The sequence below is a fragment of the Ectothiorhodospiraceae bacterium 2226 genome, from assembly GCA_013348725.1.
In the GTDB taxonomy this organism is placed as follows: Bacteria; Pseudomonadota; Gammaproteobacteria.
The window spans coordinates 1864139-1878775 of sequence record CP054689.1 but is presented as its reverse complement, the minus strand read 5'-3'; the positions used below and the strand labels follow the sequence as shown (position 1 = coordinate 1878775).

19 protein-coding genes and 1 pseudogene are annotated in these 14637 nt (G+C 69.5%); 2 read left to right on the top strand and 18 right to left on the bottom strand.

The window, feature by feature from the left end:
- Positions 1-31 precede the first annotated feature (31 nt).
- Positions 32-454: a cytochrome c gene (locus HUS23_09020; protein ID QKT03948.1), complete on the top strand. Its 423-nt coding sequence runs from the start codon at positions 32-34 to the stop codon at positions 452-454.
- A gap of 85 nt (positions 455-539) precedes the next feature.
- Here the strand turns inward: HUS23_09020 and HUS23_09015 are convergent, their stop codons facing one another.
- From HUS23_09015 to HUS23_08980, 8 genes and pseudogenes are all read right to left on the bottom strand, one after another.
- Positions 540-1037: a DsrE family protein gene (locus HUS23_09015; GenBank protein ID QKT03947.1), complete on the bottom strand. Its 498-nt coding sequence runs from the start codon at positions 1035-1037 to the stop codon at positions 540-542.
- The gene (locus tag HUS23_09010; GenBank protein QKT03946.1) at positions 1025-1258 is read right to left on the bottom strand and encodes a hypothetical protein; all 234 of its coding nucleotides are present in this window, start codon (positions 1256-1258) and stop codon (positions 1025-1027) included. Before HUS23_09010 ends, HUS23_09015 begins: the two co-directional genes overlap by 13 nt.
- Positions 1255-1494, bottom strand: a complete 240-nt coding sequence (locus HUS23_09005; GenBank protein QKT03945.1) for a sulfurtransferase TusA family protein — start codon at positions 1492-1494, stop codon at positions 1255-1257. Before HUS23_09005 ends, HUS23_09010 begins: the two co-directional genes overlap by 4 nt.
- A gap of 18 nt (positions 1495-1512) precedes the next feature.
- Positions 1513-1929 (bottom strand): annotated as a pseudogene (locus tag HUS23_09000) (DsrE family protein).
- 52 nt (positions 1930-1981) lie between these two features.
- A complete protein-coding gene (locus HUS23_08995; protein ID QKT03944.1) occupies positions 1982-2578 on the bottom strand; it encodes a TetR/AcrR family transcriptional regulator in 597 nt (198 codons plus the stop codon).
- 64 nt (positions 2579-2642) lie between these two features.
- The gene (gene cueR / locus HUS23_08990; GenBank protein QKT03943.1) at positions 2643-3035 is read right to left on the bottom strand and encodes a Cu(I)-responsive transcriptional regulator; all 393 of its coding nucleotides are present in this window, start codon (positions 3033-3035) and stop codon (positions 2643-2645) included.
- A gap of 96 nt (positions 3036-3131) precedes the next feature.
- Entirely contained in the window at positions 3132-5711 is a 2580-nt protein-coding gene (locus tag HUS23_08985) for a copper-translocating P-type ATPase (protein ID QKT03942.1), read from the bottom strand.
- A 111-nt stretch (positions 5712-5822) separates the two neighbouring features.
- The gene (locus tag HUS23_08980; GenBank protein ID QKT03941.1) at positions 5823-6317 is read right to left on the bottom strand and encodes a VOC family protein; all 495 of its coding nucleotides are present in this window, start codon (positions 6315-6317) and stop codon (positions 5823-5825) included.
- Between the two features lie 121 nt (positions 6318-6438).
- On the opposite strand from HUS23_08980, the gene HUS23_08975 reads away from it, so the two are divergent.
- Positions 6439-7107: a type 1 glutamine amidotransferase domain-containing protein gene (locus HUS23_08975; GenBank protein ID QKT03940.1), complete on the top strand. Its 669-nt coding sequence runs from the start codon at positions 6439-6441 to the stop codon at positions 7105-7107.
- Positions 7108-7146: 39 nt separating this feature from the next.
- Here HUS23_08975 and HUS23_08970 read toward each other — a convergent pair whose 3' ends face one another.
- The 10 genes from HUS23_08970 to HUS23_08925 form a co-directional block, all read right to left on the bottom strand.
- Positions 7147-8148 (bottom strand): alpha/beta hydrolase, encoded by a 1002-nt coding sequence (locus HUS23_08970; GenBank protein QKT03939.1) that lies wholly within the window; start codon positions 8146-8148, stop codon positions 7147-7149.
- A 45-nt stretch (positions 8149-8193) separates the two neighbouring features.
- Positions 8194-8598, bottom strand: coding sequence for a copper-binding protein (locus HUS23_08965; protein ID QKT03938.1), 405 nt, complete (start codon positions 8596-8598; stop codon positions 8194-8196).
- Between the two features lie 33 nt (positions 8599-8631).
- Positions 8632-9384 carry an MBL fold metallo-hydrolase gene (locus tag HUS23_08960; protein QKT03937.1) on the bottom strand — a complete coding sequence of 251 codons (753 nt, stop codon included), beginning with the start codon at positions 9382-9384 and terminating at the stop codon, positions 8632-8634.
- A 112-nt stretch (positions 9385-9496) separates the two neighbouring features.
- Positions 9497-9961, bottom strand: coding sequence for a copper chaperone PCu(A)C (locus tag HUS23_08955; GenBank protein ID QKT03936.1), 465 nt, complete (start codon positions 9959-9961; stop codon positions 9497-9499).
- 29 nt (positions 9962-9990) lie between these two features.
- Positions 9991-10623 (bottom strand): SCO family protein, encoded by a 633-nt coding sequence (locus tag HUS23_08950; GenBank protein ID QKT03935.1) that lies wholly within the window; start codon positions 10621-10623, stop codon positions 9991-9993.
- A 24-nt stretch (positions 10624-10647) separates the two neighbouring features.
- Complete coding sequence (locus HUS23_08945) at positions 10648-11121, bottom strand: hypothetical protein (GenBank protein QKT03934.1); 474 nt, start codon at positions 11119-11121, stop codon at positions 10648-10650.
- 160 nt (positions 11122-11281) lie between these two features.
- Entirely contained in the window at positions 11282-11941 is a 660-nt protein-coding gene (locus HUS23_08940) for an outer membrane beta-barrel protein (protein QKT03933.1), read from the bottom strand.
- A gap of 107 nt (positions 11942-12048) precedes the next feature.
- Positions 12049-12492: a nucleoside deaminase gene (locus HUS23_08935; protein ID QKT03932.1), complete on the bottom strand. Its 444-nt coding sequence runs from the start codon at positions 12490-12492 to the stop codon at positions 12049-12051.
- Positions 12493-12552: 60 nt separating this feature from the next.
- Complete coding sequence (locus tag HUS23_08930) at positions 12553-13572, bottom strand: hypothetical protein (protein ID QKT05024.1); 1020 nt, start codon at positions 13570-13572, stop codon at positions 12553-12555.
- Positions 13573-13618: 46 nt separating this feature from the next.
- The gene (locus HUS23_08925; GenBank protein ID QKT03931.1) at positions 13619-14449 is read right to left on the bottom strand and encodes a hypothetical protein; all 831 of its coding nucleotides are present in this window, start codon (positions 14447-14449) and stop codon (positions 13619-13621) included.
- Between the last annotated feature and the right edge of the window lie 188 nt (positions 14450-14637).

Here is a 14637-nt window from a genome sequence, read left to right as displayed (position 1 = left end):
ATCAATTCAAACCACGAGAGGAGATCTAACGATGCGTAGCGGATTAGTCATGGCGTCGGTGCTGGCGGGCGCGTTGTGGACGGCGAGCGCGGCGGCCGCCGAGCGCCCGAGCTTCCAAGCGGTGATGCAGGGCCTCGCGGCGGACATGCAGCGGCTCAGCCAGGCGATCTTCATGGAGGACTTCCCGGCCATGGCCGAGGCGGCCGAGGCGGTGGCCGATCACCCGAAACCCGCGGACCAGGACCGGCGCCGCGTGATGGCGGCGGTGGGCCCCGACGTGGAGCGCTTCCGCGCGTACGACCACGCCGTGCACGAAGGCGCCGAGCGAATTGCGGAGGCGGCCCGCGCCACCGACATGGACGGCGTGCTGCGCTATCACGCGCAGGTCATGCAGGGCTGTGTCGCCTGCCACAGCACCTTCCGCGGGCGCATGACGCAAGCGCCGGCGCGCTAAGCGGGCGGCGCGCCACCCGCGCCGGATGTGCAGCGGCGCTGCGGGCGCTCCGACCGCAGGCCCAGGGCGCGCCCGCCCGCCGCGCTCAGAACACCGGCACCAGGTGGTAGCCCTGCGCTTGGTAGCCGACGAGCGAAATGAAGCCGTCGCGCACGACCTTCAAGGCGGGCAGCACGGTCTCGTTGTCCACCCCGAAGGCGCGCGTGGCCACGTCGCAGATCTCCTGGCGCACCCCCAGTTCATCGAGGGCCGCCACGTGCTCGGCTATGGCCTGCAGGGCGTTGGCATGGTCGAACGCCACCTCGTCGGTGGGCTCGGTGGTGAGATAGGGCACGCTCGGGCCGATGTAGACCAGGACGAAGTCCGGCTCCACCCCCTGATCGCGCATATTCGCGTGCGTGCCGCGGATCACCTCCAGGTAGAAGGCCAGCTTCTGCGGCTCACCGATATCCACCAGGAATACGCCCTTGCCCACTTTTAGGTCCTGCAGGGCAGCCGCATCGTTGATAGATGCGCCCTGCGCGGCGGCCGCCGCGAACCACAACATCAACAGGACGAAGGTGTACCGCGTCAGCCTTTGCATCTCAGGTTCTCCTTTGGTTGTCCGTCTCTCAGGTCCAGCAGATTGCAGTGCGTCTTGCGCGTCACGCGGCAAAGCGCATCGCCCGGCACGCAGTCATACGCGCAGGCGAGCGCCTGCAGGGCCTGCCAATCCACCGGGGCGTAGGCCGCGGGGGGCAGGTTGGGCTGGTGGTACACGCAGCCCCGGCACAAGGGATCGGTCTGCTCGGCCACCGCGCTCATCCGTGCTTGCGAATGAAGTAGTGCAGCACCTCGCCCTCCTGGCTCTGCCCCAGCAGCGCATGGCCGGTGCGCGTGCACCAGGAAGGGATGTCGGTGCGGGTGCCGGGGTCGGTGGCGATGATGTGCAGCACCTTGCCGGCAGTCAGCGTTCGCATGGCCAGGTTGGTCTCCACGATGGGCATGGGGCAGCACTTACCGGAGGTATCGAGGATCTGGTCGGGCTTGTAGGGCAGCATGGCGAGCCTCCTTTGCGTCTAGAAGTACTGGTAGTGGTCGGCCCGCGCGGCCTTCTCGTTCAGGAACCACGAGGCGCCGACGATGCCCTCAGCCTCCGGGATCAGATTGTTCTGATCTACGCCGAAGATCTGCGCCGCCAGGCTGCAGCCGTAGAAATTCACGTTGTCCGTCTCCTTGAGCGCCTTCTACACGTCGTAGATGTCCGGCGGCAGCCCGGCCTTGGCGACCTGGGCGCGCACCCACGCGTCCTGACCGGCGTGCTGCCCGTCGACCTTCAACTCCCGCGCCCCCGTCTCGGTGAGCGCGCGCACCGCCCAGTTCACGAACAGCATGTGGACCTCGGTGCCCTCCGCCGCCTGCAGATAGGCGAAGGCGAGCGGGGTGAGGATCTTGTCGTACGCGTCGTCGCGCACGACGATGGCCATGGACTTCATGCGAGCCTCCTTAGAACGAACGTTCGTTCTAGTCGTTGGCGAAAAAAAACGGCTAGGCCGCGACCGCGCGCCAGGCCGCCTCCCACAGCGGGTCCAGATAATCCTTCAGCGGGCGCTCGAGCAGCCCGTCCAGATGCAGCGACACCATGCGCAGCGGGCCGCCGAACAGCGCGCTGGCGGCCACCACCGGCTCCATCTCGCGCACCTCACCGCGCGCCATGCCGGTGCGCACCATGGCGCGCATCTGGGCAAAGGGCTTGGAGGAGCACACCGGCGAGCCGCCCGAGATGAATTCCTGGTGCTGCGCGCGCAGCATGTAGGCCATCACCTGTGGTTCGGCCGTGGCGATGTCCAACAGCAGCGCCACCACCGCCCGGCAGCGGTCATGGGTGGTCGTGTGCTCGGCCTCGATCGCGTCCAGTGCCGCCCCCATGCGCGCCACGAGTTGGTCGTAGAGGGCCTTGGCGATGCCCTCCTTGTCCTTGAAGTGGTGATAGATCGAACCGATGCTGACGCCCGCGGCGCGGCCGATGTCGTGCACCGAGGTATTGAAGTAGCCGTGCTCGGTGAACAGGCGCAGCGCGGTGGTCAGCACCAGCTCCGGGGTGCCGGTGCTCTGCGCGGTGACGTGTTTGACTTTGGCGTCCATGGCCCCAGACTAGAACGAGCGTTCGTTCTAGTCAACCCCCCGACCGGGGGGCTGCATCGTTCGCCTACTCCGTCGCCAGATCGTCCAGGATCGGACACTCCGGCCGATGGTCGCCGTGGCAGTGCTCGGCCAGCTCCTGCAGGGTATCGCGCATGGCGCTTAACTCCGCGATCTTGGCCTCGAGTTCGGCAATGTGCGCCAGCGCGATGCGCTTGACCTCCGCGCTCGAACGGCCGCGCTCCTGCCATAGGCTCAGCAGCTGCTGGATACGCTCCATGGAGAACCCGAGGGTGCGGGCACGCTTGATGAAACGCAGATTGTGCAGGTCGCGCGCCGAGTAGGTGCGATAGCCCGCGTCGGTGCGCGTCGCCGGCCGTAGCAGGCCGATGCTCTCGTAGTAGCGGATCATCTTGGCGGTCACACCGCTCGCCTTAGCCGCATCGCCTATGGTCGTCATTTCGCCCTCCCGGTCCGTCGCCCCGCCTGGAGGCGGCGGGGCCGTGCGGGGACCTCAAGTACATCGTTGGATCCATCCTACGCCACCGCCCCGCCCTCATTCGGCCTGCGCCACGCGGACGGGCACGAGTTCGTGGGAAGCCGTGCGGCCGACCTCGGCCGCCACCGGCGCCTGGAAGCGCCGCAGCCGCAGCGCGTTGCCCACCACGCAGACGCTGGAGGCGGCCATGGCCCCCGCCGCGAGCGCGGGCGAGAGCAGGATGCCGAGCGCCGGGTACAGCACGCCGGCCGCCACCGGGATCAGGCTGGTGTTGTAGGCGAACGCCCAGAACAGGTTCTGCTTGATGTTGCGCAGGGTCGCCTTGGACAGCGCGATGGCGTTCGGCACGTTGCGCAGGTCCCCCGACATGAGGATCACCTCCGCCGCCTCGATGGCGATATCGGTGCCCGTGCCGATGGCGATGCCCACGTCGGCCTGGGCGAGCGCGGGCGCGTCGTTGATCCCGTCGCCCACGAAGGCCACCCGGCGCCCGCCCTGCTGCAGGCCCTTGACCGCGGCGACCTTGCCCTCGGGCAGCACCTCGGCCACCACCTCGTCGATGCCGAGCCGCCGCGCGATGGCCTGCGCGGTGCGGGCGTTGTCGCCGGTGATCATCGCCACCCGCAGGCCCTCGGCGTGCAGGGCGGCGATGGCGGCGGCCGTGGTCGGCTTGATCGGATCGGCCACCGCGATGACCGCGGCGAGGCGGCCGTCGACGGCGGCGTAGAGCGGGGACTTGCCCTCGTCGCCGAGCCGCGCCGCCGTCGATGCGAACGCCCCCACGTCGAGACCTAGCTTGGCCATGTAGCGGTCCGCGCCCACCTCGACCCGGCGCCCGGCGACGTGCGCCGCGACGCCGAATCCGGGCTCGGCCGCGAACCCCTGCGCCTCGGCCAGCGCCGCGCCATCCCGGCGCGCCGCGTCCACGATCGCCTCGGCGATGGGGTGTTCGGAGTGCCGTTCCACGGCGGCCACCAGCGCCAGCACCGCCTGCGCGTCGTAGCCGTCGGTGGTGGCGAGGTCGGTCAGTTCCGGCCGCCCCTTGGTGAGGGTGCCGGTCTTGTCCAACGCGATGATGCGAGCATCGCGCAGGGTCTGCAGCGCCTCGCCCTTACGGAACAGTACGCCCAGCTCGGCCGCCCGGCCGGTGCCGACCATGATCGAGGTCGGCGTCGCGAGCCCCATCGCGCAGGGGCAGGCGATGATCAGCACCGCCACGGCATTCACCAGCGCGAAGGTCATCGCCGGTGCCGGCCCGAACAGCAACCACACCCCGAAGGTGAGCGCCGCGAGCGCCATCACCGCCGGCACGAATACCGCGGTGACCCGATCCACCAGGGCCTGGATCGGCAGCTTCGAGCCCTGCGCCTGTTCCACCAGGCGCACGATCTGCGCGAGCAGCGTGTCGGCGCCCACGCGGGTGGTGCGCAGCGTCAGGCTGCCGGACTTGTTGATGGTGCCACCAACCACCTGGGCGCCGGCGGCCTTGGCGACAGGCACCGGCTCGCCGGTGATCATGGACTCGTCGATGTAGGAGCTGCCGCTCACGACCTCCCCATCGACCGGCACCTTCTCGCCCGGGCGCACCAACACCGTGTCGCCCACGCGCACCTCCGCGACCGCGAGGTCGCGTTCCTCGCCCTCGCGGATCACCCGCGCGGTTTTGGCCTGCAGGTTCATCAGCCGCGTGATCGCCTCGCTGGTGCGGCCCTTGGCCAGCGCCTCCAGGTAGCGGCCGACCAGGATCAGCGTGACGATCACCGCCGAGGCCTCGAAGTACACGTGCACCGAGCCCGCCGGCAGGATGCCCGGCAGGAAGGTCGCCACCACCGAATAACCCCAGGCGGCCGAGGTGCCCAGCATCACCAGCGAGTTCATGTCGGGCGCCCCCCGCGCCAGCGCCGGCGCGCCCTTCACGTAGAAGCGCCAGCCCGGCCCGAACTGCACGATGCTCGCCAGCACGAAGAACAGGTAGTAGAGGTTCTGCTGGCCGAGGGTCTGCACCTGCCAGTGGTGGAACGGCGCGATGACGTGCGCGCCCATGTCGAGCACGAAGATCGGGATGGTCAGCGCCAGCGCGATCGCCACCGAACGTTTGAGGCGGCGCAGTTCCCGGGTGCGGGCCGCGCGCTCCCGATCGGGTTGCCCGGCGGCATCGCCCACCGGCTCCGCCTCATAGCCGGCCGCTTCCACGGCGGCGACCAGCGCCTCGACGCCGACCACGCCCGCGATGACGCGCACGCGCGCCCTGCCGGTGGCCAGATTGACGCTGGCGGACACCACCCCCGGCACCGCGCTCAGCGCCTTTTCGATGCCGCCCACGCAGGAGGCGCAGCTCATGCCCCGCACGGCCAGCTCCAGCGCGTCGGTGCCCACCGCATAGCCCGCCGCCTCCACGGCGTGCACCACCGCGGCCAGCCCCGCCCCGGGCCGCTCGAAGGTCACCTGCGCCCGCTCGGTGGCAAGATTCACCGACGCGGCCGCGACGCCGGGCACGCCCCGAATCGCCTGCTCGACGCGCCCGACGCACGAGGCGCACGACATGCCCTCGATAGCAAAGGTGCGGGTCTGTGCCCCGCCCTTGGCGCGCGTCACCGCAGGGACGGCCCGGTAATCCCCTAGCTTGTTGGTAGCCATGTTGGTTCTCCCGTTGTTGTCCGGCATGGGAGCAACCGTAGAGCTTCCCACCATGGGAAGGTCAAGGGGCTTGTGGCGGTGCCCGCCCTGGAGCACTCAAAACGCGCCGCCTTATCCGGCGGCGGCACGCTCCAGGGCCGCAATGTCGAGCTTCTTCATCTGCAGCAGGGCGCTCATCACGCGTTCAGCGCGCTGCGGGTCGCCGGTCAACAACTCGGTCATCCCCTCCGGCACCACCTGCCAGGACACGCCGTACTTGTCCGTCAGCCAGCCGCACTGCTGCGCCTGCGGGTCGCCGCCCTCGCCGAGGCGCGCCCAGTAATGGTCCACCTCCTCCTGCGTGGCGCAGTGGACCTCGAACGACACCGCCATGTTGAAGGCGAACGCCTGCGGGCCGCCGTTCAGCGCGGTGAAGCGCGTACCGTCGAGCTCGAACTCGACGGTCATCACCGAGCCGGGCGGGCGGCCGTGGATCTCCTGGCCGGCCTCGCCATAGTGCGTGGTGGCGAGGAGGCGGGCGTTCGGGAAGATGCCGACGTAGAAGGCGGCGGCCTCCTGCGCCTGATCGTCGAACCAGAGACAGGGCGAGATGCGTGTGCTGGGCATGACGTTTCCTCCGGTTGGTGCGCACCTGACAGGATGTCGCACGAGGTCGCGCGCAATCGACAGCGCAGCGCGAGGGCGACACACCTAAGCTTTGATCGAATGCCAGGCAGGAGCCAAACCGATGAGCGAACCCAAATCCCTACTGATGGTGGTCACCACCCATGACCGCATCGACGACAGCCACCCGACCGGGCTGTGGTTCGAGGAATTCGCCGCGCCGTATCGGCTGTTCCGCGAGCGCGGCTACCGCGTCACGGTGGCCAGCCCGCGCGGCGGGGCGGCGCCGATCGACCCCAAGAGCGCGCCTGAGGATCCCGACGCGCCCGAGGCCCGGGCGGCGCTGGATGCGCTGCGCGACACCCGGCCGCTCGCCGAACTCGACCCCGCCGCCTACGACGCGGTGTTCTTCCCCGGCGGGCACGGCACCATGTACGACCTGCCCAACCCCACCGTCGGGCGCGTGGTCGCGCAGTTCGCGGCGGCGGACAAGGTGGTCGCCTCCGTCTGCCACGGTCCGGCGGCGCTGGTCGACGCCACCCTGCCCGACGGCACGCCGCTGGTGCGCGGGCGCAAGATCACCGCGTTCACCGACGCCGAGGAGCGCGCCGTCGAGCTCGACCAGCGCATGCCCTTCCTACTCGAGACACGCCTGCGCGAACTCGGCGCGCGCTTCGAGCCCGCGCCCGATTGGGCCGAGCACGTGGTCGTGGACGGCAAGCTGATCACCGGGCAGAACCCGCAATCGAGCGCGGCGGCCGCCAAAGCGGTGATCGAGTTGTTGGACCAATAGGGCTACGGCGCGGCGACGGCGCACGCGAAGGCGTCAGCGCTATCGCCCCAGCCGCTCCTCGTCCAGAAAACGAAAGACGTGCATCAGCGTGGCGGCGGGCGCCTCCTCCTGCGGCATGTGACCGATCGCGTCGAGGATCACCAAGCGGGCGTGGGGCAGCGCCTCGTGCAGCTGTCGACCGACTTCCAGCGGAACGATGCGATCCTCGCGCCCCCACAGCAGCAGCACGGGCGCCTCGATGCTGGCGTAGCGCGCGGGCAGCGTGTCGAGGTCACTCGGTATGATCTGGCGCGCGGTGCGGAGCAAGGCGTGCCGCCCCGCCGTGCTCTGCAACGTGGCCGCATACTCGTCCACGGCCGCATCGCTGACAAGATCGTTGTCGTGGAACGCGCGGTTCATAATGGCCCGCACCTGCATGCGCGCGGGCAACAGCCGCATCCCCAGGGGGGCAACCAAGGGCGTCTTCAGCAGCTGGATGAAGACCGGCAGCGGCTGTTCGTAGCCGGTGCTGCCGATCAGGATCAGGGCCGCGAGCCGGTCTTCCTGCTGCAGGCGCAGGGCCGTCGCCAGGGCCACACCCCCGCCGAACGAGTGCCCGACCAGGATCACCTCCCCCAGGTCGAGGCGCGCGAGCACGTCCAACACCAATGCCGCCTGGTCGTACACCGAGTAGGCGTCGTCGCGCGGCTTGGGCGAGTCGCCCGATCCCTTCAGGTCGAGCGCGATCACCTGACCGCGCCGCGCCAACGGCTCTGCCAGATGGCGCCACGTGTAACGGCTCGCGCCCAGCCCGTGGATCAACACGATGGGCGTGCCGCTGCCCTGCGCCTCGTAAGCGAGGGTCTCCACGCCCGGGTCCACCGCACGCGCGAGAAACTCATCGACCGTCGGCGTCGGCTCGCGCATCACGGCGCAGCCGGTCAGCGCCGTCCAGAGCCACAGAATCAGGATCGAAGCGCCGGCGTCGCCGATCCGTCGGCGGTTCGCTGTCGTTATCAAGCCGGGCTTGATCGCCCGCCGCGTCATGGAGAGGTTCGGCATCGACGCGCTACCGGCACCGGTGGTACTTCGCGTCGATCCGCTACCTCAGTCGACCGGTTCAGCGTCCGTGACGTTGAAGCTGCCGTCGGGCTGCATCAGCACCTCCATACGCACCGCCTGGCCCTCGTCGAGTTCCTCGAACACGGCCATGTCCGCGACCGGAAAGTCCATGGTCATGGCCGGCCAGTCGAACTCCGGCACCGGACCATGAACTACCGTAACCAGCCCCGCCTCCCTGTCGACCGCCTGCAGGGTGCCTTCAACCGTGGCGCGCCCGCCCCCGTGCATGGGCATCTCGCCCTCGTGCATCGGCACCTGCGCGTGCAACATGCCGCGGTCCGCTGTGGCCGTATCGGCGGCCTCCGGCGCCGCATGCAGTGTGGCGGCGGGAGCCGCCGCCAGAGCAAGGGCCGCGACGGCGGCGAACAGGCGCTTGGTGTCCCGGTTCATGATCGTCCCCTCCCGGTTTGGTCACTGGCACGGTCAACCTTGATCGTGCTGCTCGCAGGGCGCGCGATACTCCTCCGGCACATTCGGCGGGCAGATACCGCAGCGCTGATTGCCCGGCACCGCGAAGTCGATCTTGCGCGGGTAGGGCAGGTCGAGGCCGTCCATGATGGCGACGAACTCCTCCAGCGACTTGCCCTGTCCGAGGCGGGGATTACGCGCCTTCTCCTGCGCCACCGTGGTGACGAAGCGCCCCTCGTAGTCGTGGCCGGGATAGATCAAGGTCTCGTCCGGCAGGCTGAACACCTTCTCGTGAATGCTGCGGTACAAGGCCTCGGCATCGCCCGACTGGAAGTCGGTACGCCCGCAGGCCTCGATCAACAGGGTGTCGCCGCTGAACAGCATCTTGTGGGTCCCGGTATCGACCAGGTACATGAAGTGATGCGCGGTATGGCCCGGTGTGTGCAGCGCGTGCAGCGGGATGTTGCCGATGCGGAACTCCTGGCCGTCCTCCAGGCCGATATCGGCGCAATCGGGCTTCTCGATCGCCGGGTAGACCACCTTGCAACCGGTGCGCTCGCGCAGGCGGTGCGCGCCGGTCAGGTGATCGGCGTGGATATGGGTGTCGATGGTGTAGCTGAGCTTGAGCCCCAGTTCATCCAACACCTTGAGGTCGCGATCCACGGTGTCGAGCACCGGGTCGATCAGGGCGGTGGCGCCGGTCTCGGTACAGGACAGCAGGTAGGTGTAGGTACTGGAGTCCGGCTCCAGGAGTTGGCGAAACAGCATGGCGTGCCTCCGGGCGTCCGCAAAGAAAGACCCAGCCGTGCGGTCCGAGCCGACCGCACAACCTCACTCCCTCAAGCGTAGACGCCACAGCCCACTCCCTGCAGCGCAGGCGTCAGTGGCCGCGCATCATCGGCTGGGCGATGTGGCGCACCGGCGCCTGCACCGTCTTCTCACTCCCGTCCTCGAAGGTGAGCGTCACGGGCACCTCGGTGCCGGGCTCCAGCACCTCGTGGAGCTCGATCAGCATGATGTGCAGGCCGCCGGGCTGCAGGAGCGTGCGCCCGCCCGCCTCGATGTCGAACCGCTCGACTTGGCGCATGCGCATCATGCCGCCGTCGTGAATGTGGGTGTGCAGCTCCACGATCTTCGACACCGGGCTGGCGGCCTCCACCACCGCATGCGCGCTATCGCCGCGGTTCTCCAGCACCATGAAGGCGGCCGTGTTGGGTTGCCCGGGGGGCATCGCGCGCACATAGGGGTCCAGCACCTCGACGTCGTCGGCCGCACCGGCGGCCAGCGCGGGTACGGCGGCCGCCACCAGCAGCACGGTCAACAGGGGACGCAATAGGGTCTTCATATCGGTTCCTTTCGGGTTTGGTCAGGGAATCAGGCGTCGCCGCCCGCCAGTGCGGCGCGCACCGCCGCGGCCACCGCATCCGGCGGCGTGCCGTGCGCAAGCACCTCGCGCAGGCGACCGTCGGGCGCGACCACGTAGGTGTACGAGGTGTGGTCGACGAGGTAGCCGGTGGCGGAGTCGCCCTCGTGGATCTGGTAGGCCGCGCCGTAGCGGCGCGCCACCTCGTCGATGACCTCCGGCGTGTCGCTCGCGCCCAGGATGCGTGGGTGAAAGTAGCCGGCATAGGTCGCGAGGCGCTCGGGCGTGTCGCGCGCGGGGTCGACGCTGATGAACACGCCCGTTACCTGCGCCGACTCCTCGGGCGCGAGCAAGCTCAAGCCTTGCGACATGAAGGCGAGCGAAGTCGGGCAGACGTCGGGGCAGTAGGTGTAGCCGAAGTAGATCAGGACGACTTGGCCACGCAGGGCCTGCAGCGCGAGCGGACCGTCGGCGGTACGCAGGGTGAAATCACCGCCGGCGGGCACACCCGCGACATCGAGTTGCGCATGGCTCGCCGGCGGCTCGGCGGCGGGTTCCCACACCACCAGCACCCAGACCAGTGCGACCGCCAGCGCCACGGCCAGCACGAGCAGGGCACCTTGCTTCCGGGCTCCTGTCAGCATCTATCTCTCCCTCCCCTTGAACGCTCAGCGGCGCGTGGTCTCGAACCGGAACGGCGCCGCGACCGGGCCCTGCGCCGTCTCCAACAGCACCTGCACTTCCCAGGTCATGCGCTCGGTCACGCACACCGGCAACATGCCCGTTCCCGCATAGAATCCCGGTGCCCTCTCGGTCAGAGGCACGCGGTTGTAGCCCATGAACATCTCCACCCCGCTGAAATCGACGGCGACCGCCGCGGGCTGTACGCCCTGCAGGCGCACCTCCAGCGCGAGCGGCTGCAGCATCTCGATGGGACGGGGAGCGAGGGACAGTTCGAGGGTGCCGCCGTAGGGCAGCGGCGTGCTACACGGGGCGCTGTGCAGATCGCAGTCGGGGTCCAGCGGCGCCAAGACGCCGGCCTGCTGCGGGGCGAGCAAGACCCGCCCCTTGAAGCCGAGGGCCAACAGCAGGGCGATGCTCAGCATCGCGACGATCCACACGAGATGGCGGGTGTTCGACACCGATCGAAGTCCTAGCGCTCCAGGGCGTGCAGCGGTCGATGGTGAGACCGCCGAATAGCCCTACGGTTCATAAGCGTATTCTAATATTCCGCATTATGCACGCTTTATGGCCGGGCGCTAGCAGGAGCCGGGTGGAGCCGGCGACTCGCGGGCCGGCGTGTCAGAAGCGCCGACCGGCGCCGATCTTCAGTACCCACGGGTCGATGTCCACGTCCACCGTGAGATCTCCCGGTCCGCCGCTCGCCGTGGCGGTGGTGTCGATGGCCATGTAGTACGCGGTCGCGCCGAGGAACCAGCGCTCGCCCAGGTCCACGTCCAGCCCCGCCTGCACCGACCATCCCCATGAGTCGTCCAGGCTCAGGCGGTCGTAACCCGCGTCGCGCAGCTCGCCACGGGTCTCGCTGTCGAAGAAATAGGTGTAGTTGATACCGGCGCCGACGTAGGGCCGCCAGTTGCCGGGGGTGGGAAAGTGGTACTGGAGCGAGAGCGTCGGGGGCAGATGCTTGGTCGTGCCGATGCGACCGGGTACCACGCCGGCCAAGTCGCCGCTGCTGTTGATGTCGTGCCTGAAGGGTGTGGCGGCCAACAATTCGAGGCCGAGGTGGGGGCTCATCATGTAGGTGAGGCTGATACCGAACGCCGCTGCGTCGTCGACCGAGACGCCTTCGACGCCCAGCGGTCGCACCTCGCCGCTGTCGTCGTTCGGCAGCACCCAGGTCGGCCCCCAGCGGAGCAACCAGTCCCCTCGGTCCAGGGCCAGCGCCGGCGTCGTCGCCAACACCAGGCAGGCCCCGGCGCCCGCTGCGAATGCCTGTTTCATGATGAGCCCCCTAAGCGCCGGCACGTCGGCGTATCGCATGGAGCCTAGTCAAGCCGCAGCGCGCCTTCCATGTGGATCATCCGCCACCTGCGGGCGCATGCCTTGTCTCAGTCGGGCTCGCCGATGTCCTCGTTCCACAGCTGGGGATGGCTGGCGATGAAGGCGTGCATCACGTCGACGCAGGGCTGGGCGTCCAGGACTTCCAGCGCCACGCCGCGGGCGCGCAGCCAATCCTCTTCACCGCGGAAGCTGCGGTGCTCGCCGATCACGACCTTGGGGATGCCGTAGAGAAGAATGGCGCCGCTGCACATGGCGCAGGGCGACAGTGTGGTGTAGAGCACGCTGGCGCGGTAGACCGCGGCCGGTAGCCGCCCGGCGTTCTCCAAGGCGTCCATTTCGCCGTGACGGATCACGCTGCCCGCCTGGATGCGGCGGTTGTGCCCGCGCCCGATGATGCGCCCCGCGTGCACCAGTACCGAGCCGATCGGAATGCCACCCTCCTCGGCCCCGCGCCGCGCCTCGTCCAGCGCGGCCTGCATGAAGGCGTCCACGACTGCCGCTCCTCCTTATCGACGCACGCGGTGCGCGCGGATCACCGCCGCGCAGGCATGTCAGATGTCCCCCGCGGGCCCCGGTCCCTGTACGCCCCGGATGCGATCAATCGGCCGCAGACTGGTTTGCACGCCGTCGCGCAGGGTGTCCAGGTTGGACGCGAAGGCCGCCACGAACTCCCGCGCATACTCGTCGCGCAACGTCTCGTGCAGGGCCTCCACGCTCGCATGCAGGGCCTGCTCCAGGTCGGGCCGGTTCAGCGCCTCGTCGGCCCGCAGCAGGCCCCATTCGGTCACCAGCGTCACCGTCGTGAACACCGCCACGCCGCAGCCGATCGCGAGCGGCCCGGTGCCCGCGCAGGCGGCGCTGCCGCTCGCGGCGGTGCCGCGGCTCGCAAGGCGGGCGGCGGCCCGCCCGCTGGCCGCCCGGGCATTGGCGCGGGCGATCGCACCGCGGGCAAGCAACGCCCCCGCGCCGACCCCGGCACCGACCTGCACCGCGACCGGATCGGCCCCAAGGCTCTCGGTCAACTGCGCGTGCAGGCGCTGGTTCACGTCGATCGCCTGCTGCCCCTCGGGCAGCGGCCCCTGCTGGCGATAAGGCGCCAGCTCCTGCGCCAGCCAAGCCAGCCAACGGCGTTCCAGGGCGGAGAACTCCGCGCTGTAGCGGGCGCTGAGGGCGCGCTCCAGCGCGTCCAGTTCACGCGGCCAGGCATCCGGCGGAAACAGACGCACCGTGACCGCCTCGGCCAGCTTGTCGCCTGTGTCGCGCGGGTACGGCATGGCTGCCAAAAAGCGCACCCCGACCCCCGGCGCCGAGTAGTACCAGTCGGCAAACGTCGGCACCCGCGCATGCACGCGCGCGAACAGGGCATCGAGCTCCTGGTCGATGCCCTGTTCGATGCGATCGAGCGCCTGCGCCTCGGCCTCCGACAGCCAAGCCGGGCGGGCACGCGCCAGACGCTCCAGCTGGGGCTCGGGGACCAGATACACCTGGCGGTCGAGCTCGACCGCGACGCGCTCGGGCGCCAGCCAGTCCCACGGCTCTTCCGCGGCAAGCGTCCACAGCAGCACGCCCATCACCGCTACCACCGCCAGCAGGTAGCGCAGGGTATGCCGGTTGGCGTCAGGGGCCGGCGGGGGCGGTTGTGTCGAACTCGCGATAGCCATGTCGATAGACTACATGAGTCAGGGCCTGACTGAGCAGCAGGTAGGGCCATACGAACAGCCACTCCTGCACCAGTACCAGTAGCCAAGCGACGACCTGCAGGGCGGTTCCCGGCAGGCCCTCCAGCCAGTGCTGCGCGAGCCAATGGCGCGCGCCGTCCAACGCGGCCGTCACTTCCAGGGCGTGCTGCAGCAGGCCGCTCTCCGCCTGCTGGCGGGCGGCGTAAAACTGCACCGCCTCATACAGCGTGACGCGGCCGAGGTCGGCGTAGGGCTGCCACAGCGCCCAACTCGCCAGCACCAGCAATAGCGCGACGCCCGCCACGCGGCGCAGCGCGCCCCCGGTCGCCATCGGCAGGAGGCGCGGCGCGGCGTGAACGGCGAGATAGCGCTGCAGCACCCGCCAGCCCAGGACCCATACCGGCACGAACAGCACCAGCACGATCCAACTCGCACTCGGCACGCCGCGCGCCAAGGACAGGAGCAAGGCCAAGGAAAGGGCGGCGGCCACGAAGACCTGACCGAGCAGCATCAGCCCGCCGCCGCGCAAGCGCCACTGCCAGGGACTGTCCTCGCGCAAGTAGACCGCCAGCCACGCGCGGCGCACCGCCCGCCGCCGGCGAAACAGGATCGCCAACATCGGCACTCCAAGCAGCACCCACAGCGCCACCACATAGCCGGTACCCAGCGCCGGCAGCGCCCGCGCCGCCCACAGCAGCACGACGATCAGCCCGAGCAGCCCCAGCATGAGCTGCAACTCGAGCGGTTTCACCCACCGCTGCATCGCCATCCCCTCATCGGCATACGCGCCCCCCCAACGCGCCCTCTCCCCGGACGATCCTACAGGATGTCGGCGCTAGCGCGCGCCGCCCGGCACGCGCCCCTCGCCGGCAGGGTAAGCCCCCGCGGGCGCACGATATTTGTGCTATGTCGCACAAATCGATTCGCCGACGGTTGACGCGAACCGCCGCAAGGATT

Bases quoted from the DNA above. Each gene is read 5' to 3' on its own strand.
- HUS23_09020 (QKT03948.1), top strand. From the start codon at position 32: ATGCGTAGCGGATTAGTCATGGCGTCGGTGCTGGCGGGCGCGTTGTGG.
- HUS23_09015 (QKT03947.1), bottom strand. From the start codon at position 1,037: ATGCAAAGGCTGACGCGGTACACCTTCGTCCTGTTGATGTTGTGGTTC.
- HUS23_09010 (QKT03946.1), bottom strand. From the start codon at position 1,258: ATGAGCGCGGTGGCCGAGCAGACCGATCCCTTGTGCCGGGGCTGCGTG.
- HUS23_09005 (QKT03945.1), bottom strand. From the start codon at position 1,494: ATGCTGCCCTACAAGCCCGACCAGATCCTCGATACCTCCGGTAAGTGC.
- HUS23_08995 (QKT03944.1), bottom strand. From the start codon at position 2,578: ATGGACGCCAAAGTCAAACACGTCACCGCGCAGAGCACCGGCACCCCG.
- cueR (QKT03943.1), bottom strand. From the start codon at position 3,035: ATGACGACCATAGGCGATGCGGCTAAGGCGAGCGGTGTGACCGCCAAG.
- HUS23_08985 (QKT03942.1), bottom strand. From the start codon at position 5,711: ATGGCTACCAACAAGCTAGGGGATTACCGGGCCGTCCCTGCGGTGACG.
- HUS23_08980 (QKT03941.1), bottom strand. From the start codon at position 6,317: ATGCCCAGCACACGCATCTCGCCCTGTCTCTGGTTCGACGATCAGGCG.
- HUS23_08975 (QKT03940.1), top strand. From the start codon at position 6,439: ATGAGCGAACCCAAATCCCTACTGATGGTGGTCACCACCCATGACCGC.
- HUS23_08970 (QKT03939.1), bottom strand. From the start codon at position 8,148: ATGCCGAACCTCTCCATGACGCGGCGGGCGATCAAGCCCGGCTTGATA.
- HUS23_08965 (QKT03938.1), bottom strand. From the start codon at position 8,598: ATGAACCGGGACACCAAGCGCCTGTTCGCCGCCGTCGCGGCCCTTGCT.
- HUS23_08960 (QKT03937.1), bottom strand. From the start codon at position 9,384: ATGCTGTTTCGCCAACTCCTGGAGCCGGACTCCAGTACCTACACCTAC.
- HUS23_08955 (QKT03936.1), bottom strand. From the start codon at position 9,961: ATGAAGACCCTATTGCGTCCCCTGTTGACCGTGCTGCTGGTGGCGGCC.
- HUS23_08950 (QKT03935.1), bottom strand. From the start codon at position 10,623: ATGCTGACAGGAGCCCGGAAGCAAGGTGCCCTGCTCGTGCTGGCCGTG.
- HUS23_08940 (QKT03933.1), bottom strand. From the start codon at position 11,941: ATGAAACAGGCATTCGCAGCGGGCGCCGGGGCCTGCCTGGTGTTGGCG.
- HUS23_08930 (QKT05024.1), bottom strand. From the start codon at position 13,572: ATGGGCGTGCTGCTGTGGACGCTTGCCGCGGAAGAGCCGTGGGACTGG.
- HUS23_08925 (QKT03931.1), bottom strand. From the start codon at position 14,449: ATGGCGATGCAGCGGTGGGTGAAACCGCTCGAGTTGCAGCTCATGCTG.